The sequence below is a fragment of the Halobacillus sp. ABA4_118 genome, from assembly GCF_056160205.1.
On record NZ_JBSWWS010000001.1, the window covers coordinates 340158 to 362976 of the forward strand.

At 46.8% G+C, this 22819-nt stretch carries 24 protein-coding genes; 5 read left to right on the top strand and 19 right to left on the bottom strand.

Going from position 1 to position 22819, the window contains the following annotated elements; genetic code table 11:
* Positions 1–20: 20 nt before the first annotated feature.
* From ytxJ to ACXAGL_RS01830, 10 genes are all read right to left on the bottom strand, one after another.
* A complete protein-coding gene (gene ytxJ, locus ACXAGL_RS01785; RefSeq protein ID WP_474969222.1) occupies positions 21–344 on the bottom strand; it encodes a bacillithiol system redox-active protein YtxJ in 324 nt (107 codons plus the stop codon).
* A gap of 52 nt (positions 345–396) precedes the next feature.
* Positions 397–819 (bottom strand): YtxH domain-containing protein, encoded by a 423-nt coding sequence (locus tag ACXAGL_RS01790; protein ID WP_474969223.1) that lies wholly within the window; start codon positions 817–819, stop codon positions 397–399.
* A gap of 12 nt (positions 820–831) precedes the next feature.
* Complete coding sequence (locus ACXAGL_RS01795; RefSeq protein ID WP_027955113.1) at positions 832–1251, bottom strand: DUF948 domain-containing protein; 420 nt, start codon at positions 1249–1251, stop codon at positions 832–834.
* A 194-nt stretch (positions 1252–1445) separates the two neighbouring features.
* Positions 1446–2741, bottom strand: a complete 1296-nt coding sequence (murC, locus tag ACXAGL_RS01800) for a UDP-N-acetylmuramate--L-alanine ligase (protein WP_474969224.1) — start codon at positions 2739–2741, stop codon at positions 1446–1448.
* 190 nt (positions 2742–2931) lie between these two features.
* A complete protein-coding gene (locus ACXAGL_RS01805; RefSeq protein ID WP_474969225.1) occupies positions 2932–4047 on the bottom strand; it encodes a nicotinate phosphoribosyltransferase in 1116 nt (371 codons plus the stop codon).
* A gap of 108 nt (positions 4048–4155) precedes the next feature.
* On the bottom strand, positions 4156–7311 hold the full coding sequence (locus tag ACXAGL_RS01810; RefSeq protein WP_474989579.1) for a DNA translocase FtsK: 3156 nt from the start codon (positions 7309–7311) through the stop codon (positions 4156–4158).
* Between the two features lie 151 nt (positions 7312–7462).
* The gene (gene ytpR / locus ACXAGL_RS01815; RefSeq protein WP_474989581.1) at positions 7463–8071 is read right to left on the bottom strand and encodes a YtpR family tRNA-binding protein; all 609 of its coding nucleotides are present in this window, start codon (positions 8069–8071) and stop codon (positions 7463–7465) included.
* Positions 8072–8074: 3 nt separating this feature from the next.
* Positions 8075–8893: a DUF1444 domain-containing protein gene (locus ACXAGL_RS01820; protein WP_474969228.1), complete on the bottom strand. Its 819-nt coding sequence runs from the start codon at positions 8891–8893 to the stop codon at positions 8075–8077.
* Positions 8894–9033: 140 nt separating this feature from the next.
* A complete protein-coding gene (locus tag ACXAGL_RS01825; RefSeq protein WP_474969229.1) occupies positions 9034–9351 on the bottom strand; it encodes a thioredoxin family protein in 318 nt (105 codons plus the stop codon).
* Positions 9352–9383: 32 nt separating this feature from the next.
* Positions 9384–10412, bottom strand: coding sequence for a PTS sugar transporter subunit IIC (locus tag ACXAGL_RS01830; protein WP_474969230.1), 1029 nt, complete (start codon positions 10410–10412; stop codon positions 9384–9386).
* A gap of 192 nt (positions 10413–10604) precedes the next feature.
* Between ACXAGL_RS01830 and ACXAGL_RS01835 the strand changes: the two genes are divergently transcribed.
* Positions 10605–12689, top strand: coding sequence for a methyl-accepting chemotaxis protein (locus ACXAGL_RS01835; protein ID WP_474989583.1), 2085 nt, complete (start codon positions 10605–10607; stop codon positions 12687–12689).
* A 72-nt stretch (positions 12690–12761) separates the two neighbouring features.
* Complete coding sequence (locus ACXAGL_RS01840) at positions 12762–13202, top strand: YtoQ family protein (protein ID WP_474989585.1); 441 nt, start codon at positions 12762–12764, stop codon at positions 13200–13202.
* A gap of 72 nt (positions 13203–13274) precedes the next feature.
* On the opposite strand, the gene ACXAGL_RS01845 is transcribed toward ACXAGL_RS01840, so the two are convergent.
* Together ACXAGL_RS01845 and ACXAGL_RS01850 are read right to left on the bottom strand one after the other, a co-directional pair.
* A complete protein-coding gene (locus ACXAGL_RS01845; RefSeq protein ID WP_474970427.1) occupies positions 13275–13778 on the bottom strand; it encodes a DUF84 family protein in 504 nt (167 codons plus the stop codon).
* Positions 13779–13899: 121 nt separating this feature from the next.
* Complete coding sequence (locus tag ACXAGL_RS01850; RefSeq protein ID WP_474969233.1) at positions 13900–14967, bottom strand: M42 family metallopeptidase; 1068 nt, start codon at positions 14965–14967, stop codon at positions 13900–13902.
* A gap of 151 nt (positions 14968–15118) precedes the next feature.
* Here ACXAGL_RS01850 and ACXAGL_RS01855 point away from each other — a divergent pair, with 151 nt between their 5' ends.
* Positions 15119–15436: a PepSY domain-containing protein gene (locus tag ACXAGL_RS01855; protein ID WP_474969234.1), complete on the top strand. Its 318-nt coding sequence runs from the start codon at positions 15119–15121 to the stop codon at positions 15434–15436.
* 36 nt (positions 15437–15472) lie between these two features.
* On the opposite strand, the gene ACXAGL_RS01860 is transcribed toward ACXAGL_RS01855, so the two are convergent.
* Both ACXAGL_RS01860 and trmB read right to left on the bottom strand, forming a co-directional pair.
* Complete coding sequence (locus ACXAGL_RS01860) at positions 15473–16327, bottom strand: YtnP family quorum-quenching lactonase (RefSeq protein ID WP_474989587.1); 855 nt, start codon at positions 16325–16327, stop codon at positions 15473–15475.
* A gap of 66 nt (positions 16328–16393) precedes the next feature.
* Complete coding sequence (trmB, locus tag ACXAGL_RS01865) at positions 16394–17038, bottom strand: tRNA (guanosine(46)-N7)-methyltransferase TrmB (RefSeq protein WP_474989589.1); 645 nt, start codon at positions 17036–17038, stop codon at positions 16394–16396.
* Positions 17039–17300: 262 nt separating this feature from the next.
* Here trmB and ACXAGL_RS01870 point away from each other — a divergent pair, with 262 nt between their 5' ends.
* The gene (locus ACXAGL_RS01870) at positions 17301–17474 is read left to right on the top strand and encodes a hypothetical protein (protein ID WP_474969237.1); all 174 of its coding nucleotides are present in this window, start codon (positions 17301–17303) and stop codon (positions 17472–17474) included.
* Positions 17475–17510: 36 nt separating this feature from the next.
* Here the strand turns inward: ACXAGL_RS01870 and ACXAGL_RS01875 are convergent, their stop codons facing one another.
* The 3 genes from ACXAGL_RS01875 to ACXAGL_RS01885 form a co-directional block, all read right to left on the bottom strand.
* Positions 17511–18212 (bottom strand): SDR family NAD(P)-dependent oxidoreductase, encoded by a 702-nt coding sequence (locus tag ACXAGL_RS01875; RefSeq protein WP_474969238.1) that lies wholly within the window; start codon positions 18210–18212, stop codon positions 17511–17513.
* A 134-nt stretch (positions 18213–18346) separates the two neighbouring features.
* Positions 18347–19144: a phosphotransferase gene (locus ACXAGL_RS01880; protein ID WP_474970428.1), complete on the bottom strand. Its 798-nt coding sequence runs from the start codon at positions 19142–19144 to the stop codon at positions 18347–18349.
* A gap of 158 nt (positions 19145–19302) precedes the next feature.
* On the bottom strand, positions 19303–20226 hold the full coding sequence (locus tag ACXAGL_RS01885) for a diacylglycerol/lipid kinase family protein (protein WP_474971131.1): 924 nt from the start codon (positions 20224–20226) through the stop codon (positions 19303–19305).
* A gap of 83 nt (positions 20227–20309) precedes the next feature.
* Here ACXAGL_RS01885 and ACXAGL_RS01890 point away from each other — a divergent pair, with 83 nt between their 5' ends.
* Positions 20310–21326, top strand: coding sequence for an EAL domain-containing protein (locus tag ACXAGL_RS01890; protein WP_474989591.1), 1017 nt, complete (start codon positions 20310–20312; stop codon positions 21324–21326).
* On the opposite strand, the gene ACXAGL_RS01895 is transcribed toward ACXAGL_RS01890, so the two are convergent.
* Both ACXAGL_RS01895 and thpR read right to left on the bottom strand, forming a co-directional pair.
* The gene (locus tag ACXAGL_RS01895; protein ID WP_474969241.1) at positions 21313–22230 is read right to left on the bottom strand and encodes a nuclease-related domain-containing protein; all 918 of its coding nucleotides are present in this window, start codon (positions 22228–22230) and stop codon (positions 21313–21315) included. The genes ACXAGL_RS01890 and ACXAGL_RS01895 overlap by 14 nt on opposite strands.
* A complete protein-coding gene (gene thpR / locus ACXAGL_RS01900) occupies positions 22214–22792 on the bottom strand; it encodes an RNA 2',3'-cyclic phosphodiesterase (protein ID WP_474969242.1) in 579 nt (192 codons plus the stop codon). Before thpR ends, ACXAGL_RS01895 begins: the two co-directional genes overlap by 17 nt.
* Between the last annotated feature and the right edge of the window lie 27 nt (positions 22793–22819).

Below are 22819 nucleotides of genomic sequence, written 5' to 3' on the forward strand. Positions count from 1 at the left end.
TCCTCCATAAAACCGTGTTCTTATGCTGTGACTTCTTTCAGCTGATCTGCTGTAATTGCGCCATGGCTGTCGTGCCATACCACCTGCCCGTTTTTAAAATAAAGGGCCTGTGGGGATTCATGCTGGACATCATATTCCGCAGCAATATGATTGGACAAATCTCTTGCCTCCTGGATATGAAGAATGTAGCACGGTACATCCGCTCCGTCGGTGAACTGCTTATATTGGTGATGAGCAAACGTGCTGACCGGGCATGTTAAACTGTGCTTGAGCAGGATAAATGCCTCTTTTTCGCTAACCACCTGTTCAAATGCCTGTTTGTCTTGAATCACTTCGATTGTCATTTCTATTCCTCCTAAAAGAAAGATGGAGACTGCGGACAGTCTCCATACTGTGTCAAATATTTGTCGATGTCGTAGAGTCCTGCTGTCTTTCCAGCTCCTGAGCAGCTTCCTCGATGGCTTCAGCTACTTCCTGAGCGGCTCTTTCCGCTTCATCTTCTTCATTTGTACGGATGTTTTTCACTTTGTCCTTCATCAGTCCGCTCCACTCCTGAGATTTTTCAGAAACGGATTTTGTCAGATGGGAAGAGGATTCAACAGCACGGTCTTTCCATTCTCCGCCCTTTTCATAAGCGACATCCTTCCACTCGCCGGCACGCTCTCTCAACTCCCCGGAGCCTTGATTGATGTTCTCGCGCAGTTCACGTCCGGATTTCGGAGCAAAGAGCAAGGCAACAGCTGCACCGACTAAACCGCCGATCAGCGAACCCAGTACAAAATCTCTACCATTATTTTGTTCTTTGTTTTGTTGTCCCATGTTAATTCCTCCTTATGAATTCTTATCTTCTTTCTTCGCTTTCTTCCAAAGGCTGATCGCCACCTGCCCCCACTTGACTGCCTGGGCAGCTGAGTCTGTGTGCTCATTGGCTGACTGAGTAAAACCCTTGGATACAGAACGTATGGATTGGTTAAATTCCTGTACGGTATCCCCTATACCCTTTACACCATCAACTAATGTATTGAGTTTCTGCGATTTCTCGCCTACATCCTCAGCCAGCTTATTCGTTTTATTCAACAGCTCAGTGGTCTCAAGAGTGATGCCTTCCATTTGTTTCTCTACACCCTCAAGGGTATCAGCGACGTTGTTCATTGTACGGCGTACAGCCGTTAACGTTCTTGCTAAGAAAATTACAAGAACAGCAAAAGCCACTGCTGCAATTAAAGCAGCAATGTAAAGGATATTGATCATTCCCCCTGCACACTCCTTCTTATGTAATCAACACAGTTTAGTTATTGCCCTAATCAGGCTTTTCCTAAACGTGAAGGCTGCTTATAAATGGACATATTCGCTATCTTAAACATAATATCCTTTTTTTATCAGCCAATTTTCTACTTTTATTGAAAAAACATGCGGCTTTTCAAAGTTGAAAGCCGCATGCCTGCTTAATTGTACTGCTTTTCGTAAGCGTCCTGGAACTTTTGAATATCCCCGGCTCCCATGAAAAGAAGAACAGCATCATCATACTCGGCCAGCTGCTGCGTTTCATCCAGTTGAAGGACCTTGGATTCAGGAATCAGCTCCTGCAGATGGTCAATGGTCAGTTTTCCGCCATTTTCACGGGCCGAACCAAAGATATCGCACAAGTATACATGATCCGCTTCCTTCAAGCTTTCCGCAAACTCATTCAAGAACGTTTTTGTCCTTGTAAAGGTATGGGGCTGGAAAATAGCGATGACCGGTCGATCGGCATATTTCTTACGTGCTGAGTCGATGGTCGCTGTAATTTCGATCGGGTGATGGGCATAGTCATCGACAAGAATCTGATTATGCCAGACCTTTTCGGTAAAGCGGCGCTTTACACCTTTAAATGTGGCAAGCTTTTTGATCTGCTCCGGCTGCATCTGCTCATAATGGCAGAGAGCAATCACGCTGAGGGCATTCAAAACGGTGTGGTTTCCGTACTGCGGGATCGTGAATGTATCATAAAAGTTGTTGCGCACAAACACGTCAAACGTCGTTCCATCTTCACCTTCACGGATATTCTGAGCCTGGAAATCGTTCGTGTCAGCCAGTCCATAGTAAAGGACAGGGACGTTGGCCTGAATATGCTGCAGATGCTCATCATCCCCGCACGCAATAATCCCTTTCTTCACCTGTTTTGCCATCTGTTGAAAGGCCTGGAAAACATCCTCCACACTTGAGAAGTAATCCGGGTGGTCAAAGTCAATGTTTGTCATGATGGCATAATCCGGCTCATAAGCAAGAAAATGACGGCGGTACTCGCATGCTTCAAAAGCAAAGTATTGACTGTCTTCATGACCCTGCCCGGTTCCGTCCCCTATCAGGAAGGACGTCGGGTAGTTCTCTGTCAGCACATGTGCAAGAAGGCCGGTTGTCGACGTTTTCCCGTGTGCGCCTGTGACAGCTATACTTGTATACTTCTGCAGCCACTCACCTAAAAAATCGTGGTACCGGTAAAACGGCAGACCTTTCTCCCTGGCTGCCACGATTTCTTCATGATCGTCCCCAAAGGCATTTCCGGCAATAATCGTCTGGCCGTCAGTAATGTTTTCTTCTGAAAAAGACATGATCTCTATATTTTTAGCTTCTAGTACGTCTTGTGTAAAAAAGCGTTTATCTACGTCTGATCCTTGAACTTTCTCGCCCGAGTCGTGGAGAATCTGGGCAAGCGAACTCATTCCAGTTCCTTTGATACCAATGAAATGGTAAGTTGTCATAAACAAGAACCTCCAAAATAAAGTGGGTCACTTTAGGTATAGTATATGTAACGAGGATCGATCTGCGCTTCACCTCTCTGCACAGATGAGTCCTTGTCTGCATTTCCTTATCTTATCACGGAAATCGCTTTAGAAAAAGCAGGACCTGCCGGGAAGGCACCAACGAGGATCGTCCGCACCTTCCAAACTGCTATTCGGCTGGTCCTGTATATTCTACATATTCCAGTCTTGGATTCGGTTTGAAACGACGGCCTTCCTTGGCTTCCGCTTCGCCATCAATGATGACGTTATCCCCCGTAAATCCGATTCCTATCTTCAAGAGGCTTCCACCTACTCCATACATATCAACAGGAACTTTTTTCTCTTCAAACGCGCGGATACGTTCCTTCGTGAACCCGCCGCTCACGACAATCTTCACATGACGGAATCCTTCCTGATCCAATGCCCGGCGTAAGGCAAAGATTAATTCAGGATTGACCCCTCTCGGATCAAATGTCCCCATCAGATGCTGATTTCTCAGGAAATATTTGTCCACGAGATTCCTTGACGTATCCAGGCGGACGCCTTTCAACTCGTCTCCGAATTCCCGGGCAACGCTAAGGGAATCTGTAATGACATCATTATTATAATCAACGAGAGCCATGAGCTGATCGTCCGGGAATTGTTCATGATAGGCTTTTGTAGCCGCGACTACATCACCTTTAAACATTTGGATCAGCGCGTGGGGCATCGTACCCATTCCTTCTTTCCCCCACCATTCATTCATGGCGTGGGTGGCCTGGGCAGTCGATCCCCCGATGAATGCAGAATATCCATCCCCGGACTGCTGCGTAAAGTGGTCATCCCGGTCTCCCATAAAAATAATCGGTTTTTGTTTGCCGGAGGATCTGGCCGCTTTTACGACATTGTAGACATTGGTGGCCACAGATGTACGCCGGGCCAGAATACCGTCAATGATCCCCTCCAGAAATCCGAAATATTGATAAGGGCCCGTGACTGTAAGAACAGTTTCATACGGACTGATCTTATCGCCATCTTTCAGAGAATGAATCTCCAATTCCTCCGGATGGTCCGCAAAGGTATGGATAAGGGCAATCACTTCATCCGTCCCGCATAAAACGGCATGATCCTTCTGGAAAAACTGCATCGTCACCTTATTATCAGGAAGGTGGCTTTTAACGATATCCCGGGTCTTCAAAAAATAGACGGCAGAGAACCAGCCTTCAGCAACGCGTTCATCAAACTTGAATGTCTTGTTGGTCAGTCGGCTGATCTCCCCATTTAATTTAAGTGCAATTTCCTTCATGGCTTAACTCCTTAAACATATAGGTCGTAATTGGTCGAATTTTTATTCATAGTCCATCATATAAAATTGAGACCTGTTTCACAAGCCTTTCGACCAATCTCCAAGATTTTAGTCCATTATTTCTTCGATCTGCTGTCTGGTCAGAAGGACATCCCTCGGTTTGCTTCCCTTCTGTTCAGAAATAATCCCATAGTCCTCCATCTGGTCAATGAGGCGGGCGGCTCTATTGTACCCGACTTTGAAGCGGCGCTGGATCAAAGAGGCACTGGCTCCGTTCTGAGCAAGGACGAAATCAACCGCTTCATCAAACAGCTCATCCGTCTCTTCTTCTGTCGATACCTGCTTGATCAATTCATCCTGATGGAACAGATACTGAGGAGGAGCCATTTTCTTCACAAAGCTCGTGACCCGTTCAATTTCGTCATCTGATACGAAAGCTCCCTGAATCCGGACAGGCTGACCTGAACCATTTTCAACGAAAAGCATGTCCCCTTTTCCTAACAGCTTCTCGGCACCTGACGAATCGATGATGGTACGGGAATCCACCTGGGAAGATACACTGAAGGCGATCCTCGTTGGAATATTCGCTTTGATAAGGCCTGTAATGACATCTACAGACGGACGCTGAGTAGCAAGCAGCAGGTGAATGCCACAGGCACGAGCCTTTTGAGCAATCCGGCAGATGGCATCTTCGACATCCTGCGGAGAAACCATCATCAGGTCGGCAAGCTCATCAATCACGATTACAAGATAAGGAAGCTTCTCAGAAGCACGTCCCTGTTTAATCATCTTATCGTTGAAACGCTCCACATCCCTGACGCCTTCGGCTACGAACTTTTCATACCGCTCTTCCATTTCTTTTACGGCCCACTTCAGAGCTGTCGTGGCCGCTTTTACATCAGTAATGACTGGTGCGACTAAATGAGGGAGGTCATTGTAAGGCGCCAGTTCCACCATCTTAGGATCAATCAGCAGAAACTTCACATCATCATAGTGTGCTTTGTATAACAAGCTGACAAGAATGGTGTTGATACACACACTTTTCCCTGAACCTGTAGCCCCTGCAATCAACCCGTGCGGCATCTTTTTCAGGTTGGTCACAATCGACTCCCCACCGATATCAAGGCCGAGTCCGACAGAAAGCGGGGACTGTTCTTGAGAAAAGGCTTCATCCTCAAAAATCTCCTGCAGTCCCACCATCTGTGGCTGTTTGTTGGGAACTTCAATTCCGACGGCCTGCTTTCCTGGAATCGGAGCTTCTATACGTATATCTTTTGCAGCCATGCTCAGTTTTATATCATCCGCGAGGTTGGTGATTTTGCTTACTTTCACTCCCGGCTCCGGCTGAACTTCGAAACGTGTGACAGAAGGGCCCTTCATTGCATTGATAACATTCGCCCGGACATGGAAGTGACGCAGGGTTGTTTCGAGCAGTTCCATCTGCCCGGTAATCCAGCTGTCATCATCTGTGGATGGACGGACAGGATCCTCGAGTAGATGCAGCGGTGTCTGATATTCACTCCGTACATATTCAGGAGGTCTTCTTCCTGCTTCTTCTTCCTGTTCAGGTGCTGGTTTCTCCACCTGAGCTTCCTTCGTTTGGACAGTTTCAGGCTTGGGTTCTTCCTGTTTAGGAGCTTCCGTCTTCTGATGATCTCTTGACCGCTTATCCCGAGGCGTCATAAGCACATTAAATGGCACGCTTCTTCTGGAAGAGGATTTTCGTGTTTCCTCTTGGTCTTCCCGGGATCCTGACGGTTTTTCCCCAAGCGGTTGGGGCTCCATGTCTTCTTCCGTTCCCCTCTCCTGTTCATCCAATTCAGACACAGCCTCATGTCCTGTGCCGGCATCTGGAAGTTCTTCGGTTCCCTCTGCCCTATCTCCGGCTTCGTTCTCAGCTGAGTGAGTTTCCATATCCTGGGATTCTGGTTGATTTACCTCAGTCCGCTCGGTTTCCGTCTCAACCTCGAGCTCTGCTGTTTCTTCCTCTGCCCTATATTCTTCCGGGTCAGGAAGCTCTCCAACACTGTCTGGAGCGGCTTCTTCTTCCTCTTCATTGATCAACGGTCGTTCTGCCGCCTCAGAAACGTCCTCAGCCGTGTGAGCTTCCGACTCCTCGAATTCAGCTTGATTTACCTCAGTCCGCTCGGTTTCCATCTCAACCTCGAGCTCTGCTGTTTCTTCCTCTGCTCTATATTCTTCCGGGTCAGGAAGCTCTCCAACACTGTCTGGAGCGGCTTCTTCTTCCTCTTCATTGATGAACGGCCGCTCTGCCGCCTCAGAAGTATCATCTTCAAACGGGGCATCTTGAGTTTCTTCATTCTCCGGCTTCTCTTCTTCTGTATAAACCTCTCCATTACCATATGCATTGGTTTTGTCTATGGTTGGAGAATCCTGGTCGAAGATATCCTGCAGACGGTACCTGTATGTTTCTTCTTCAGGCGCTTCTGAATGGACTTCCTGATCTGAACCGGTTTCCACAGAGCTGTCTCCCTTCCCCGGATTCAATGCATGCATTTCCAAATCTACTGTGGATGTGTCTTCGTGTTCGTGGGACTCTTTGTCTGCCGGCGTCTCTTCGGTATGTTCGTCGCGCATGGAATCATTTTTGAGCTTCGACAGCTCTTCATTTCTATTTGGAAGCTCCTCCTGGACAGGCACTTCCATTTCCAGCGACGCCGCACCTTCCTGACGGCTTTCCCGTTCCGGCTCACCCTCGGATGGAGTCACAGCATCCGGCTGTTTCCTGCCAACCTGGACGCGCTCTCTCAATTTTTCCCGTAAATCCTGCCACTTTTTCTCTTCATAGGAACCTGTATAAAATTCCGGCTTGGAATTTTCCTCGACTGTATACTCCAGGTTCTGCAGCCCTTTCGTCATCTGCCTGGTTTGATAGCCAAAGATAGGGGAGGGAACATCACTTGGAGTAAAAGGAATGGACGTCGTTTCAAGTGTCTCTTTCAATTCCTCTTCCGGTTCCGGCTGTTTTCTCTGCCTGCGCTGTGGTCGTTTTTCTACTTCCGGCTCTTCTTCCTGAACATGACGTCTGCGCTCAGATCTTGCGCGTGACACATGTTCTCTGCGTTCCTGATCCTGATCTGGAATGACAGGGAAACGGAATTCTCCCTGCTTCGGATATCGATAGGTCATTTTTGTTTTTGCGTTGACATCTTTCTTTTCTTCTTTATGTACGGCAGCTTCTTCAGCATGGTTTTCTTCCTGTTCAAACAAGCGTTTCATTTTATCTTTTAAGTCTTTCCACATTAAGTTCACACTCTTTTCCAATTTAAATCATAATGCTGATTCCCTTATATTTTAACAGGTTTACAGCAGGGTTTGGTTTACAATCGCTTTAAAAATGACTTTTGAATCAAAAAAAAGCAAAGCAGACCAGCTGCTTTGCTTTTAGACAGAGTTATTCCATTTCAAACGTCTGCCCTGTTTCATATTGGTCATCCAATACAAGAATACCCTTCTCCTCAGGTGCATCCGGCAGATTGAGTTCCTTGGCAGAGCAGATCATTCCTGAAGATGGAACACCTCTAAGCTTCGCGTCCTTAATCTTCATTCCACCTGGCATGACAGCTCCTACTTTCGCTACAACCACCTTCTGTCCTGCATCCACATTCGGTGCACCACAGACGATTTGAAGAGTTTCATCTCCAACGTCCACCTGACACACGCTTAATTTATCCGCATTTTCATGAGGGGCTTTTTCTTTTACGTACCCTACGACAAACTTAGGGCTGAGGTCGAAATCAAGGACATCATTCAATTCATTCTGCGTAAAAAGATCCTTGATAGGAGCCAGCACGTCTTCCGTTAAACGGATTTTGCCCTGTCCTTCAATATTGAAATACTTGGAGGCATGGAAGATGTTGTACCCAAGCAGGGATCCATCTCTTTTATCAGTGATTTTTACGACATCACCATAGGATTCCTGTTTGATTTCGTCCCGGCTGCCTTCCTTCACGGGAATAAGTAAAACGTCTCCAATTCCTTGCTTGTTGTAAAATACGTGCATGATCTACTCTTCCTTTCGGTCCTTTTTCGGTTTTTTCTGAGCCAGAATGAATATCGGCTCCAATTGTTTATCTTCATAAAGAAAGCTCAAAGAAGTTACGGGGACCGTTCCTTCAGCAAAGAACTTCATAGCCATCTGAGCTAATATATCATAGCCTTCTGGATTTTGAACATCCGCAAAAATGATAACATCCTGGTGCGGAATGCTGATGGCAAGCTCTCCTTTGGCTTCTGCCTTGAGCTGTTCAAGCAGGGCTTCATTCAGAATCCTGCTTGCATCATACCCGTCACCGGCGGAATGAAAATAAAAATCATTGCCATAGACCGTATCTTTTTTCAGATTGGTTTTCAGAGACCGGACGTTGAAACCTGAAATTTCCCGGATCCTGTCAAGATCCCACTTTTCTTTTTTCAGCATATCCTCATCAATCAGCTGATAGGACTTCCCAAGATCAATGGCATAATAAATACGGGTTTCAGCCGTATGATCTGTATAAACGAGCTTTTTCCCCTGCTCTGTCTCTGTTGGGAAAGAAGCCGCACGAATAACAGGAAAGATATACTGTTCCTTTCCTGTCAGTTGGTGATCTTCCTCCATCACACGCAGGGCTTCTGTTACATGGTCTTCCAGCTCATCAAGAGCCTCTTCCCCGCGCGCTTGGTATTTAGATATGACATTGGGGAGGGTGATTGTGATCCCTTTTCCAGACTCTGCCCATTCAATTCTGAATGTGTCCTTATCTCGGTTAAAGGTAGCTTTCCACTCGTCCCGGGCCAGCCGCTCCTCTAATTTCTTCTTCATTTTAATACTCGTCATTTTCATTGGTTTTTCCTCCTTTTACCTGGGAAGAAAGAAGATCATGTCGTTGATTTCTCTTCGATTTGCATACTCTTCCATTATACACACATCTTTGTAGTAAAAAAAGCAGACAGGCTGCGCCATCTGCACAGCCTGTCTGTAGGTTAACCGGAAACGTTCGTTAGGAAAGCTTCGATTTCTTCTTTTGTCTTACGATCTTTACTGACAAACCGTCCGGCTTCTCCGCCTTCGCGGAAAGCAAGAAAGCTCGGAATTCCAAAAATGTCATTTTCGGCGCAGACGTGGATAAATTGATCACGGTCTACATAAACAAATGTCCATTGGGAATATTTTTCTTCCAGCTCAGGAAGGAAGGGCTCGATCACCCGGCAGTCCGGGCACCAGTCCGCCGAAAAGAGCAGGATGACCGATTCATTTTCTATCAATTCTTTTAATTGCTGATCCGATTCTAATGTAATCATAAGGACACCTCCACCGCTATTCTAGCACAGGATCACTCATATTCAATTCTCATGTCTCCAGGCTCAATCCACCCTTTTCTGGAAAACCAATAATAGAAGCCATAGCTGATGACCGCAGGCCCTATAAAATGGAGGAAAAGGATGATCAGACCCACTTCAAGCGAAAGTCCCATCGTCTCAAATGTCATAATCTGACCAACAAATCCACTTGTACCCATGCCGGCTCCGGCTGCATTGTTTTCCATCGACAGCCACATCGTCGCCAATGGAGCCAGCAGCGCCCCGGCCAGCGTCGGCGGAAGGATGATCAACGGTTTTTTCACGACATTGGCTACCTGGAGCATGGATGTGCCGATCCCCTGGGCGACGGCGCCTCCAAATCCATTATCTTTATAACTTGTCACCGCAAACCCAATCATCTGGGCTGCACAGCCGACAGTAGCCGCTCCGGCAGCTGCCCCTTCCAAAGACAGCATAAGAGCGATTGCCAGACTCGAGATCGGAGCGGTTAAGGCCAGCCCCATGAGAACGGCAACAAGGACACCCATCAACAGTGGCTGCTGTTGAGTGGACCAATTGATGATTTCACCCATTCCGGTCATAAATGCTCCAATCGGCGCTCCAATGATCACACCAACGAAGTACCCTGCCAAAATCGTAGAAAAAGGAGTAAGGATAATATCAAGTTTCGTTTCCTTACTGACAACCTTTCCAAATTCCGTTGCAAACAAGGCAGCAATATAACTGCCGGCCGGGCCGCCGAGATCCGCTCCGTAAGCCCCGCTGAATAAGGCAGCAAAGATGACCAGCGGCGGTGCTTTCAACCCGTAGGCTACAGCCGCCCCGATGGCTCCTCCCCATATCTTTGCATCCATAGCGAAGGTTCCCATATCAATAAGAGAAGCTGAAAACATCCCCAAATCCAGCTGTTCACCAATCGTTTTCATAATCAGCCCGATAATTAATGAAGAAAAAAGTCCAAGAGCCATATAACTCAGAGCCGTTATGAAATAGGCATGAACCGAAATGTACACACCTTTTTTATTTAAGAACTTTTTCATTCCATGACCTCCTGTCTTACCGAAAGAAATTATACACCTATACACAACACGTGTAAAGACATTTCACTTGCATTCCGACAAGGTCTTTTGACCCATTCCTAAAAGCCTGGATTTTATTGTGTTCCTAATCGATTAGTCTTATAATAAATCCATAACTACATAAATTTCAGAAAATTCACAGGGAGGGTCCTTATGAAAACGATTCGCGCACGTGTAAGATTCATCCTTATCTCCTCACTCTGCTCCCTGCTGCTTCTTGTAGTCGTATCGACGTATTTATTTATGGAACAGTCGAAGCAGGCCGAAGAGAGACAAATGGTTCAGCAGGCCGTAACAGACAGTGAATCCATCCAAGCTCTCATGAACGAGGTGAAACTGGAACAGCAGCAGTTTTTCAATGAGCCATCCAAAGATCAGGGCGCAGCTGTGGAGACAGCCGTCACTGAAGTGAAGGAAGCAGCTCTTAGCTACAGAGAAACCTACAGCAGCTACCCATCCATTGAGGAAGGATTTCAGTCGATTTACGAAAGCTCCGAACAGTACATAGAAGAGCTCGGACCGTTGGTAAATATGTTTAAGCTGATAGGCTTTTCCGATTCAGAAGGACTGCGTAAGCAGATCCAGGAAGCCTCTGCACAGTTCAGTGAGCTGATCAGCCAATCCGGAAGTCCAGCGCTGGAAAATGATCTGTTGGTAATGAAAATGGAGGAGCAGGCTTATTTAAACAATCCGGAGGAAGAACAGCTTGATGATTTTAAGGAGAGCTCCTCGTCCTTAAAAGAGTCCGCTGAAAGTTTAAACCTTCCGGAAGAAGAAAACGCTGCACTAAGCAGAAGCCTGCTGAAGTATGAGCAGGGCTTAAACACCATCGATAATACTTACGGACAGGCAGGAAACATACGCACCTCGTTCGAGGAAATTGCTTCACAGGTTTCCACCCAGGTGGATCAGGTGATGCATGCAGCCGGTGAAATGAACGAACGCATGGCTGCTGATCAGGAACAACAGCAGGTCTGGTTTACAGCAGGCCTTACAGCCTTAGGGGCGTTGATGCTTATCATTCTCTTCTTCACAGGTTTTCTGCTGATCCGCTCCATCAGTAAATCCATCCAGCAGCTGAAAACAGGAGCCTCCATTATCGGAGATGGACATTTAAGTCACCGAATCCAGCTTGAAACGAAAGATGAAATGGGCGAACTGGCGGATCAATTCAATGAGATGGCCGGGAAGATGGAAAAGTCCGTCAGAAAAGTGCTTCAAGCCTCCGGGGTGATGAACGACACATCGGAGCAGATGGCTCTAGTATCTTCGCAAACTTCCATACAGGCCTCAGAAGTTCATGCAGCCATCGGAGAGGTGGCCGTTGGTTCCCAGGAGCAGGCTCAGCAGATTGATGAAACCAATCACTTCATTCACGATGTATCAGCGGCCATTCAACAGACAAAGACAGCAGCAGCAGACATCGCAGGGAAGCTTGATCAAGCGAAAGAAGCTGGAGATGAAGGCCTTCGGAGGATGACAGGCTTAAAAGAAACGTCCGACGATTTTATCCGTTTGTCTAATTTAATGACGCAGGAAGTGAAAGCTGCGGCCGAACAGTCCAAAGAAGTCCATCATGTCGTAACAACGATCGAAGATCTTGCCGACAGCACGAACCTTTTAGCCTTGAATGCGGCTATTGAATCTGCCCGTGCCGGAGAATCCGGACGTGGCTTTGCTGTTGTGGCTGATGAAGTGAAGAAACTTGCTGAACGGTCCAAAACAGAAGCGCGGAGCATCCAAAGCATGATTGAGCATATGACCGTCCAGATGGATAAGCTGACCAATGAAGCCGACCAATTCCAACAGTACCGGGCTGCACAGGAATCCTCCGTCAAACAGACAGAAGAAGCCTTTAAAACGATCGCTTCCCACGTCACGTATATAAATGAGCAGACGGGTAAAGTAACGGATGCGGTCAACGAAGTCGAAACAGCCAATGAAGAGGTCAAGACCCGCCTGCACAATATCAGTGTCATTTCAGAGGAAGCAGCGGCAGCATCCGAAGAAGTAGCGGCATCCAGTGAAAATCAATTGTCTGCCATCGAGCAGGTGACACGTTCGGCTTCAGATGTTAAAAAACTGTCCAGCGAACTTGAAGAAGAAGGAGGCCAATTCATTCTTCAACAGCCCATGGATGATGACGAAGGTCCGGTTGAAAAAGAAACTCCATTGAATGAGGGTGTTCTTACAATAGAAGATCAAAAATGGAATATACCGAAAAAACGAAGCTCCTGAAAGAGCTTCAACTGGACTTGAATCACCATCTCTCTCATACTGAAAAAGAATAGAATATTGGGAGGGAGAATTATGCAGCTTACTGTATACTTAGCAGGACAGATTCACGACGATTGGCGCAGGGAAATCATATCCAAAGCAGATGAAAAACAGCTGCCGGTAACTTTTGTCAGCCCTCAGGAAAATCATGCACTCTCCGATGATATTGGAGAAAAAATACTCGGGGAGCAGCCCGGGCAGGTGGAAAGAGATGATGCCGCCTCTTCCATTAACAATTTCCGTACGAAGATATTATTGAACAAGTCGGATGCGGCCATCGCCTATTTCGGGGAATCCTATAAACAGTGGAACACAGCGATGGATGCCGGAGCTGCGATTCAGGCAGGCAAACCACTTATCCTGATCCGCCCGGAGTCCCTCGTTCATCCATTGAAGGAACTCTCCGATCAGGCTGATGTAACAGTAGAAACCATCGAACAAGCCGTTGAAGTCCTTGCTTATCTTTATGAGTAAAGGCAGCTGCAGCCGTTTCCGATAAAAACCGAATCCAAATGCAGAAAATGGACGGGGGCATCCCCCGTCCATTTATTGTTGATCAAATTCCCACTGCCCCTTTAGTAGCTGGACAACGTGGGTGAACATATCTTCTCGATGAATCAGACCATTCGTAAATATGCCGATAGCCCCTTCGTTACTCCGGACATCGTGCTTATCTGCGTATTCGTCCATGACATCGCCTAATTCTTTTCCTTTTTCAAGGCCTGCCTTCACCTCATCCGGCAGTCGAATCCTGGCTCCACTTGCACTATAGACGTTTTCCTTCTCATCTACAAGGGCGCCCCAGTTGCAAAGGTAAAGATCATCTTCAATTTCCATGACCCCGCCTTCCAGACCAATGCCCATTTTCGATTTATGGTGCGACGCACATTCGCGTGCTCTGTTAATGGCACCTTCCAACGTCTCTTCATCAGAAAAGGGCTGTGCTGCCACTTTTGATTCAACTTCCATCCCCACGACTTCGGCTTCCGGAAATACCCGCTTCACCGAATCAACTTTCGTAGGGTTCTTTGATCCTACATAAATCTTCAACATAACAGGCACCTTTCTCCTTCTCCCTTATATTCTTTCAAGGTCCTTGAATTCTTTAGTTCCTATCATTCTAGCATAAAGTCACACCCGCTGACATCAGCACGTGTGACTTTTTGGTGATCTATACGTTCCGGCGGATTTCATCGACAGTGGATTGATCCGTCGCTTTGACAAGCTTCACGAGAAGCTCTTTAGCTGCCGCGTAATCATCTACATGAATAATGGAAGAGGATGTGTGAATGTATCGGGAGCTGATTCCAACAACGGCAGATGGAACGCCATCGTTCGCCATATGCACCCGTCCTGCATCTGTTCCACCTTGCGATACAAAATACTGGTAAGGAATATCATGGGTTTCAGCTGTATCCAGAATAAATTCACGCATGCCTCGGTGTGTGACCATGGAACGATCGAGTATACGGAGGAGTGCCCCCTTACCCAGCTGACCGAATTCTTTTTTATCCCCGCTCATATCGTTGGCTGGTGAGGCATCCATCGCATAAAAAATATCCGGCTGGATCATGTTGGCAGCTACCTGAGCCCCGCGCAGTCCGACTTCTTCCTGGACAGTCGCTCCGGAATAGAGCACATTCGGAAGTTTTTCTCCCTGCAGTTCTTTCAGTAGTTCAATGGAAAGACCGCAGCCATAACGGTTGTCCCAGGCTTTCGCTAGAATTTTCTTTTCATTGGCCATCGGTGTGAACGGGCAGATCGGCACAATCGGCTGCCCGGGCTTGATCCCGATTTCCCTGGCATCTTCTTTATGATCCGCTCCAATATCAATCAGCATATTTTTGATTTCCATCGGTTTTTTCCGTTGTTCCGGTGTCAGATTGTGAGGGGGAATGGATCCAATGACACCTACGACAGGGCCGCGATCGGTCACTACCTGCACCCGCTGTGCTAAAAGAACCTGATTCCACCAGCCTCCCAGCGGCTGAAAGCGGATCATACCGTTTTCAGTGACTTGAGTAACCATGAAGCCTACTTCATCCATATGACCCGCGGCCATAACCGTCGGCCCCTTCCCTTTCTTCACTCCAAACACACCGCCAAGGCGATCCTGAACGATTTCATCCGAATATCTCCCTAACTCTTCTTTCATGAATTGGCGTACCAGATGTTCGTTTCCAGGTGCACCCGGCAGTTCCGTCAACGTCTTGAAAAGTTCCTGGGTTTCTTGATTCATATGTACATCTCCTTTATTTCCATCTGTTTCTATTTTAACGGAATTGTGAAAACGTTTCTACAAATCCGCCGTTCAAATGAGTTTTGATTTTCTTTTAACGGGAATATTTAGTATACTGGACACTAGAAACTAGTTGTGAGGTGATTGGTTAATGAACTGGAAAAAAGTCGCGATAGCCGCAGGTGTAGGAGCACTCGCCGGTTATATTGTAAAAGAACAAATCAACAGCAGTCAGAATGTCACTCCTGAAAAGGCACTGAAAATTGCAAAGGAAGCCTTCAAGAAACAGGGGCCGATCAGCGGCTCATGGATTTACATGAAGCCGGAAGAACTGAATAAAAACGGCATCAATTATGATGTTTATCGAGGCGGCATCTCCAAGAACCAGGACGGGGAAACCTCTCAATTCGAATTTTATATCGATACAGACACAGGCACCATCGTGGATGTAGCGGAAACAACGGCCTGATTTATAAAAATACCCTCTTCCAGAGAGGGTATTTTTTTATGTGTAATGATGCTTTTTCTGATCCACCTGATCGATGATTTTTCCGTCCTGGTCAAATTTCAACGCACGATATACAGCATCATGGTAAAACGTATACCAGGCTTCTTTATCATACCCAAATTCCATCCATTTTTTCTTTTCGTGTACAGAAGTCACCGGATAATCATCATAAGCGAGAGCCCACAGCACATTTTGGTGAGCATGGGTCGGCATCAAATCAGCCATGTGGATCCATACATGCTCCCCTTCCTCATAAACAAGAACAGAATGGCCGTCACTATGGCCGCTTGTGTGAATCATCCGCAGGCCGGGCACAACCTCCAGGCTGTCTTCAAAGGTCCGCACCTGATGTGCCACGGGTTTCCAGTTATCCTCCCAGTATGTATTAATTGAGCGCATATTCGGCTCCCGCATTTCGTCCCATTCCGTCCGGCTCGTATAAATGACAGCTTCAGGAAAGGCGGATACCAGCTCTTCTCCCTCCCAGCGGGTTAAACCGCTGGCGTGATCGAAATGAAGATGGGTCATCAGGACATAATCAATATCCTCACGGGTCAGATTTAATGTCTGAAGTCCTTGATCTATTTTGGATTCTTCAAGCACTCCGAAATTACGCATCTGTTTTTCATTCATTTTTCCATTCCCAATCCCGGAATCAATGAGAATATGTTTCCCTCCCACATGCACATAGATAGGATCCGTCCGAAGTTCAATTTGATTCTTGTCGTTCACAGGATATTTCTTGCTCCATAGCGCTCTGGGAACAACTCCGAACATAGCCCCGCCATCCAAATGGGTTACCCCGCCATCCAGCCAGGTCAACTCTGCTTGACCGATCGTCAGCTTTTCCATCACTATCACCCCTTCTATAAAGATAGCTCTAGTTTATCATAATAACTAGAGCCTTTGAAAACGCTATCAGGTTGTGAATCTTGCTGTACAACGGTAGATGGGTTGTCCTTTTGCGGAGAATTTCTCTTCATATTCCGTCGGGACATTCAGTGGATCCTCATCTGCATGGAGATCGACGGATACATCCTCAAGAATCATGCCGTATTCAGAAAAACTGACCAGCGAATATTCGAATAATCCTTTATTATCCGTTTTTAACGTGACTCTCCCCTCTTCTTTAAGAACCGCCTCATATTGGGAGAGGAACGTATGGAATGTCAGCCTCCTTTTTTCATGCTTCGTTTTCGGCCACGGATCGGAAAAGTTCAAATAAATATGGTCCACTTCATTATTTTCAAAAAGATCGGTCAAATCTTTTGCATTTTCATTGACCATCCTTACATTCTCAGTCTCCGCGTCTTTCACTTTTTTCACCGCACCGACAATCACACTCTTTACGAATTCAATGCCGATGAAATTGACTTCCGGGTGCTGGACACCCATGCCGGCGATAAACTGGCCTTTTCCTGACCCAATCTCTAAATGAAGGGGTTGATCAGGGTGGGAAAACAACTGCTTCCAGCTTCCCTTTTGTGCAAATGGAGCCTGGACGACAATCTGATCTTCTTCCCTTAGAAAATCGTCCGCCCAAGGTTTATTTCTTAAACGCATGTATGGAATTCCTCCTTCTTATCGATAAAATGGTACCATGAAGACCGCTAAATTGAAAATTTTTTTCTATATTCGCTGTATCTGTACGGATTATGGACCATCCGCGATGATTAAAGCTATTCCAGCCTCTATATCTTCATAAGGACGTCTGCTCCGTTTATACCGGAAAATTCCCCCGTTTAAGGGGGTTGGGTTGTAAGCGCTTCCTGATTTATGATGAATATCGTGTTGATCAATACTGAACGGGAGTGATGAGAAAGCTATGAAATTGATGACAAAACTTTTTGAAGTATCTGTTCTGGCCGTCTTCTCTGTTCTATTCGCAGGATATGCCCTGTTTGTTTATCCGTTTGAAAAAATATCTGAACATATGAGTGCCGAAGTTAAAGCCAAGAAGCTTAAATATACACCAGCCACACAAAAAACCGCTGCCTGAGGGCAGTGGTTTTTTTCGATCAGACTGATTCATCCGCTAAAATTCAAGCTCTTCCTTATCTCTGAAGAATTTCCCGGTCGGTCCTTCTTCCTCCAACTGGGAAAGCCATAAGATTCCTTCCATGGCCTCCTCAGGCTTACGCTTTGCCTTTTCCCCTCCCAGGTCTGTTTTCACCCATCCGGGGCTTACGGAGTTCACCTTCACGTTCTTCCGGCGTGCCGCTCCTGCGAACAACCTCGTTAAGGCATTCAAGCTGTACTTGGACGCTTTATAGGCACCGGCCATCGGAGCGTCCATCGCCTGACTGACCCCCATCTCTGCGGCCACATTAACGATCCGTCCATAATTATTCTCCAGCATGACAGGCATAAGGCTGCTCATGAGAAAATACGGACCAAAGTAATTCACGAGTTGAATCTCCTCAAAAGTGACAGGATCGATATCCAGAATCGAACTTTTTTTATCCGGAAAAATACCGGCATTATTGATCAATGCGTCGATCCGGCCGTCCTCTTGAAGAATCTTATCCCTGACTGAATCCATCTTATCGGGCTGAGCAACATCGAGGAAAATAGAATGAACATCCAGTCCCTCCTTCCGAAGCCGGGAAGCCGCTTCTTCTCCCTTTTCCTCATTTCTGGAACCGAGCCATACCTTAAACCCTGCTTCGGCCAGTCGGCGGCATGCCTCAAAACCAATGCCGCGGTTTCCACCTGAGACGAGTACGTTTTTCTCCATATCCAACTCCTCCACTTCTAGTGAGTGATATCCAACGATACCCGCCTGTTTGGAAGATTGATCCTTTTAATGTTCTGGAAACTATCAAAAAAAGCTTATGCCGCGGTGGCATAAGCTCTTCCTCTACTAGAGGTTTATATAATTCCGTGCTGCTTCATGATGGTCTTCAATTTTTCCGTCCGTACGGCGGATTCATGGTATTCTCCCCGCATTTGATGCCACTGAATAAATGCAAGCGCCTGGGAAATCGAGTACCATTTCATCCGCTGGAACATGTGGGAGTCAGGGCGGATACCGTATTCCTTCAACCATGTTTTCCAGTAATCCTCAGGGATATAGTTGTATAAAAGCATTCCGAGATCCAAAGCGGGATCAGCTACCATCGCGTTATCCCAATCGATTAAATAAAGATGATCTTTTGCGGATAACATCCAGTTATTATGATTGGTATCACAATGACAGACGACGTGAACATCGTGTTGGACATTCCGTACTTCCTGATCCAGGTATCTGACGGCCTGATGAATTTCAATCCTGGGATCCACCTTATCCAGAACCTTTTGGTTTTCCTTAATGTCCATAAGTATTTCATCAGGGGTTAAAGGATGCTTACCCAGTCTCATTAACATATCCAGCAGCTCAGTGGAATGGTGGATTTTACTTAACAGGGCGGCTACCCGCGGGTGCTTCATCTCTTCCGGATTCAATTCCCGCCCGTCCAGCCATTCCTGGGCAGTAATGACATCCCCATTCTCCAGCCTTTTGGTCCAGATCAGCTTCGGGACGATCCCTTCTGCGGACAGGACGGCTAAAAAAGGTGAAGAGTTGCGTTTTAAAAACAGCCGCTTCTCATCTGTCTGGGCATAGTAAGCTTCCCCTGTCGAACCGCCTGCTGGTGTTATTGTCCAATTACTACCGAGTATATGTTCCAACCAATTCACCTTCAATTCCTCAAATCCTCTTGTGATCGAATCACGTCTTTATTCATTCAGTATACCGTACTTTTGTCATTATTCGAAATATACCCTGCCGATTCAATAGTCACCTTAGAATAGATTAACTCATTGATCTGTCAACTTTCAAGAGATATCTATGAATTGCTCAGGAATGTCGTTTTTGATGACGCTTTCTTGATCAGCCATTCATTCGAGCAGGAAGGCTGGCCGTCCACCTGGAAACGTGTCCTCTGATTTGTACGGACATGGACCCTGTCCGCTTCCCACTCGACCACTTCTCTCAAAGCTGTATGTTTTCCAATGAAGACGCTTAAAAAAAGGGCCAGCAGTTTCCGTTTGGATAGAGCTCGAACGAGAATGATCGAGAGGCGTGGATGGTGGATACCTGCTCGGGGGGCGATTTTCATCCCGCCCCCGAAATAAGGATGGTTTGTAATTGTCATCATCATGACTTTTTCAATAACAGGAGGATGATTATCAAGCGTCACTTCCACTTCCACAGCCTTGAACCACTGCAAAGCACGGACAAGAGCCGCGGGGTAGATCCATTTCGTTAAATGAAGACGACGCATCCACAACCGAAAGTCAGGGCGCTCCGCATAGGAAGCCACTGCCCCATCAAATCCGATACCAACACTGTTCAAGAAGGTTCTTTCCTGTCCGTTGTTCACCTGGTAGTTTCCCAGATAAACATGGTGCTTCTGTGGCTTACGGAGGACGGACTGGAATAAATTAGGAATGCGTGACTTTACTCCCAGTCCCCTTGCAAAATCATTGCCTGAGCCGGCTGGTAAAAAACAGACGGGAACAGGCCGTGCCGGATTCCAGCCATTGATCACTTCATGAAGGGTGCCGTCTCCACCAAGAACTAAACACGCTTCCAGGGAAGGACCCTGTGATTTTGACAAGTCGGCCGCAAGTGCTTCCGCACCAGCAGGCGCTTCTGTGAAAAACGTCCGGATATCCAGGCTGTGATAGTCGGACGTTTTCTTCAGCTGTTGATACAGCTTTAACCCCCGGCCGTTTCCTGCCGCAGGATTCACAATCAGAATATACATGAGCCCCACTCCCCGCGAGTTGAATAACTATACTTCATGTTTGCTGCTCCAGTATACTACTAGTATAAAAGGAGGAGAAGCACATGAGAAAAAACTGCCTGTCATGCGGGACTATTTTCACAGTCCCTGATCAAGGAAAGCTGGTCATTAAAGAATCCTATTTCTATCACTTCCCTAAACCACTGCCTTTAACGGTGGAAGATAAAGACGCGGCCCACACCGTTTTTTCCTACCGAAGTCACAAGGAGCTGAAGGATGCACTGGAACAATGGAATGACGGGAATATTCCCCGGTTCCGTATTCATGTCCTTGATCCTTTCACGGATCGTTCCTATCCAATCCCTTTGATACACCTCTACGAACGGATTTCCCGTCCGGATCTCGTTTCTATTATTCATAAGGGTGACTTTCAAGCCCATTTACAGCCGATCGTGGATATAAACATGAAAAAGGTGATTGGATATGAAGCTTTACTGCGGACGATTCACGCTTCTATCCACCCTGGTGAGCTGTTCGCCTTTGCCAGTGATGCGGGACTTCAGTCGATGCTTGACCAAAAAGCAAGAAGAGCGGCCGTAAAAGCAAAAGCCGAGCATTTACAAAACGGAGAAAAGATTTTCATCAACTTCCTTCCCTCCACCATTTATGACCCGGACTTCTGTCTGGCTCATACCTTCCAAATGGTCAAAGAATACGATGTCCCTTCGGAGGATCTTGTGTTTGAAGTCGTGGAAACAGAGAGAATTACAAACGTCAATCATTTAAAAACGATCCTGGAGAAATACAAAGCTTCCGGAATGAAAACAGCGCTTGATGATGTGGGGGCCGGATACAGTTCCCTGGAGATGCTTCGCTTACTGCAGCCCGATTATGTCAAAATTGACCGTTCCTACATCCGGGACTGTCATATCCATACGGAAAAACAGTCCTTTCTTCACCAAGTAATGGCTGACGCAGGCAGACTTGCTATTGATGTCCTGGCTGAAGGAATTGAAACCCAGGAGGAATGGAACTGGCTTGCCGCTCTAGGTGTCCACTTTGGCCAGGGCTACTTGATCGGTAGACCAGCTCCGGCTCCACATGCTGCTATTCTTCCCTAGGTTCCTCTGTATCCCATTCGGCTCGTTTTACCGCACTTGTCCGGCAGTGCTTCAGGAGAGCTTCTGCCGTTTTCAGCTGCTTATGCTTCAAAGGTGTGCTCATCTGTCTCTTCTCATAGAGCCAGCGTTCATACTCCTTGTTTCCTACATAGATCGTCTGGTAGGGTTCCTGTGTTTTTTCAAATGACAAGGCAGGGGATAATACCACTTTAGTGTAAGGAAAATCAATATCGTATTTTCTAAGAACACTCCTTACAAAGGTTTCCGTGCGCTTCAACGAAATCAGCGGACTTTGGACTTTCCGCTGAACGTTACCTTCTTCCAGCATCCACGTGTGTTCAGACTGCACATACGCCGTCTCCCCCTTCCGGGCAGGCAGAGATGCAACCAACTCCAGCCCATGCGGACCAATCAGGATGTGATCGATTTCCAATTCTGCGTTTCTCAGCTGAGCGACCGGTTCATACATGAGCAGGTAGGTATCCGGGAAGCGCTGCAGATAAAAAGAGAGGGACGGATCGTCCCGGTAGGCTGGATGCAGAAAGGATTTTTTCTGGAGGGTGGTCGTCGCCCATTTCAATTGAAAGGGAAGCAGCCCATCCAGGTAGTACTGCTTCAACTCCCTTAATGAGCGGGGCTGTTTCTCCACCATCATGGATGCTGCTTCTTCACCAGCGTCTCCAAGCCCTTTGTCCCGGAATAATGCTTTCCACCATGGAGTTTTTTCCGGTTCAACTTCCATAGAATCCGGGAGTTCTTTTTGAAAGTCCAGCCGTCCCTGCTCATAGAGGGACCGCATTTTCGTCCAGTTTTCCTGTTTCAATCGGATAAACTGAGCGGGATATTGATACATATTCACTTCATATCTGGAGATATAATCATTCAGTTTAATTAGTTGAGCCATTGCCATCCCTACTTTTTAATTCAATGGTGAACACTTCTTGATATTTCGGATGTTCCCCGGGGTGGATCCTGAATAACGTTATTTGGTCCACAACCATCGGGAACTTCTGTTGAAATACAGCAGGAACGTTACTTAACGAGAGCGGTGACTGTCCTTCCGCCTGTTTTTTTGCCAGTGTAATATGAGGGTGAAACTTCCTTCTTTCCCGACTCCATCCGGATGCAGCTGCTGCTTCCTCTGTCTGTTGGTACAGCTTCTCCAGCCCCGGGGCTTTTTCCACTTCAGCGAGGAAGACCCGCGGGGACTGCGGGTTGCCGAAACCACCGGCGGGTCCGATAGTGATGGAAAAAGCATCCGGCATCTCCTGTTGGTGGAGCATTGTAATCAACTTGTTTATTTTTTCATCGGATGCAGGCCCCAGAAACTTTAGGGTTATGTGAAAGTCTGAGGGATGGGTCCAAACTTTGTACCGCATATGTTCCCTCAGTTCCTGCTGCCATAGAAGAAGATGATCTGCTGCTTGTTCTGTCTTCAAGCCGATAAAATAATGAGGGTCGCTCATGATCCCGCCTCCGTTTCCATCGTCCTT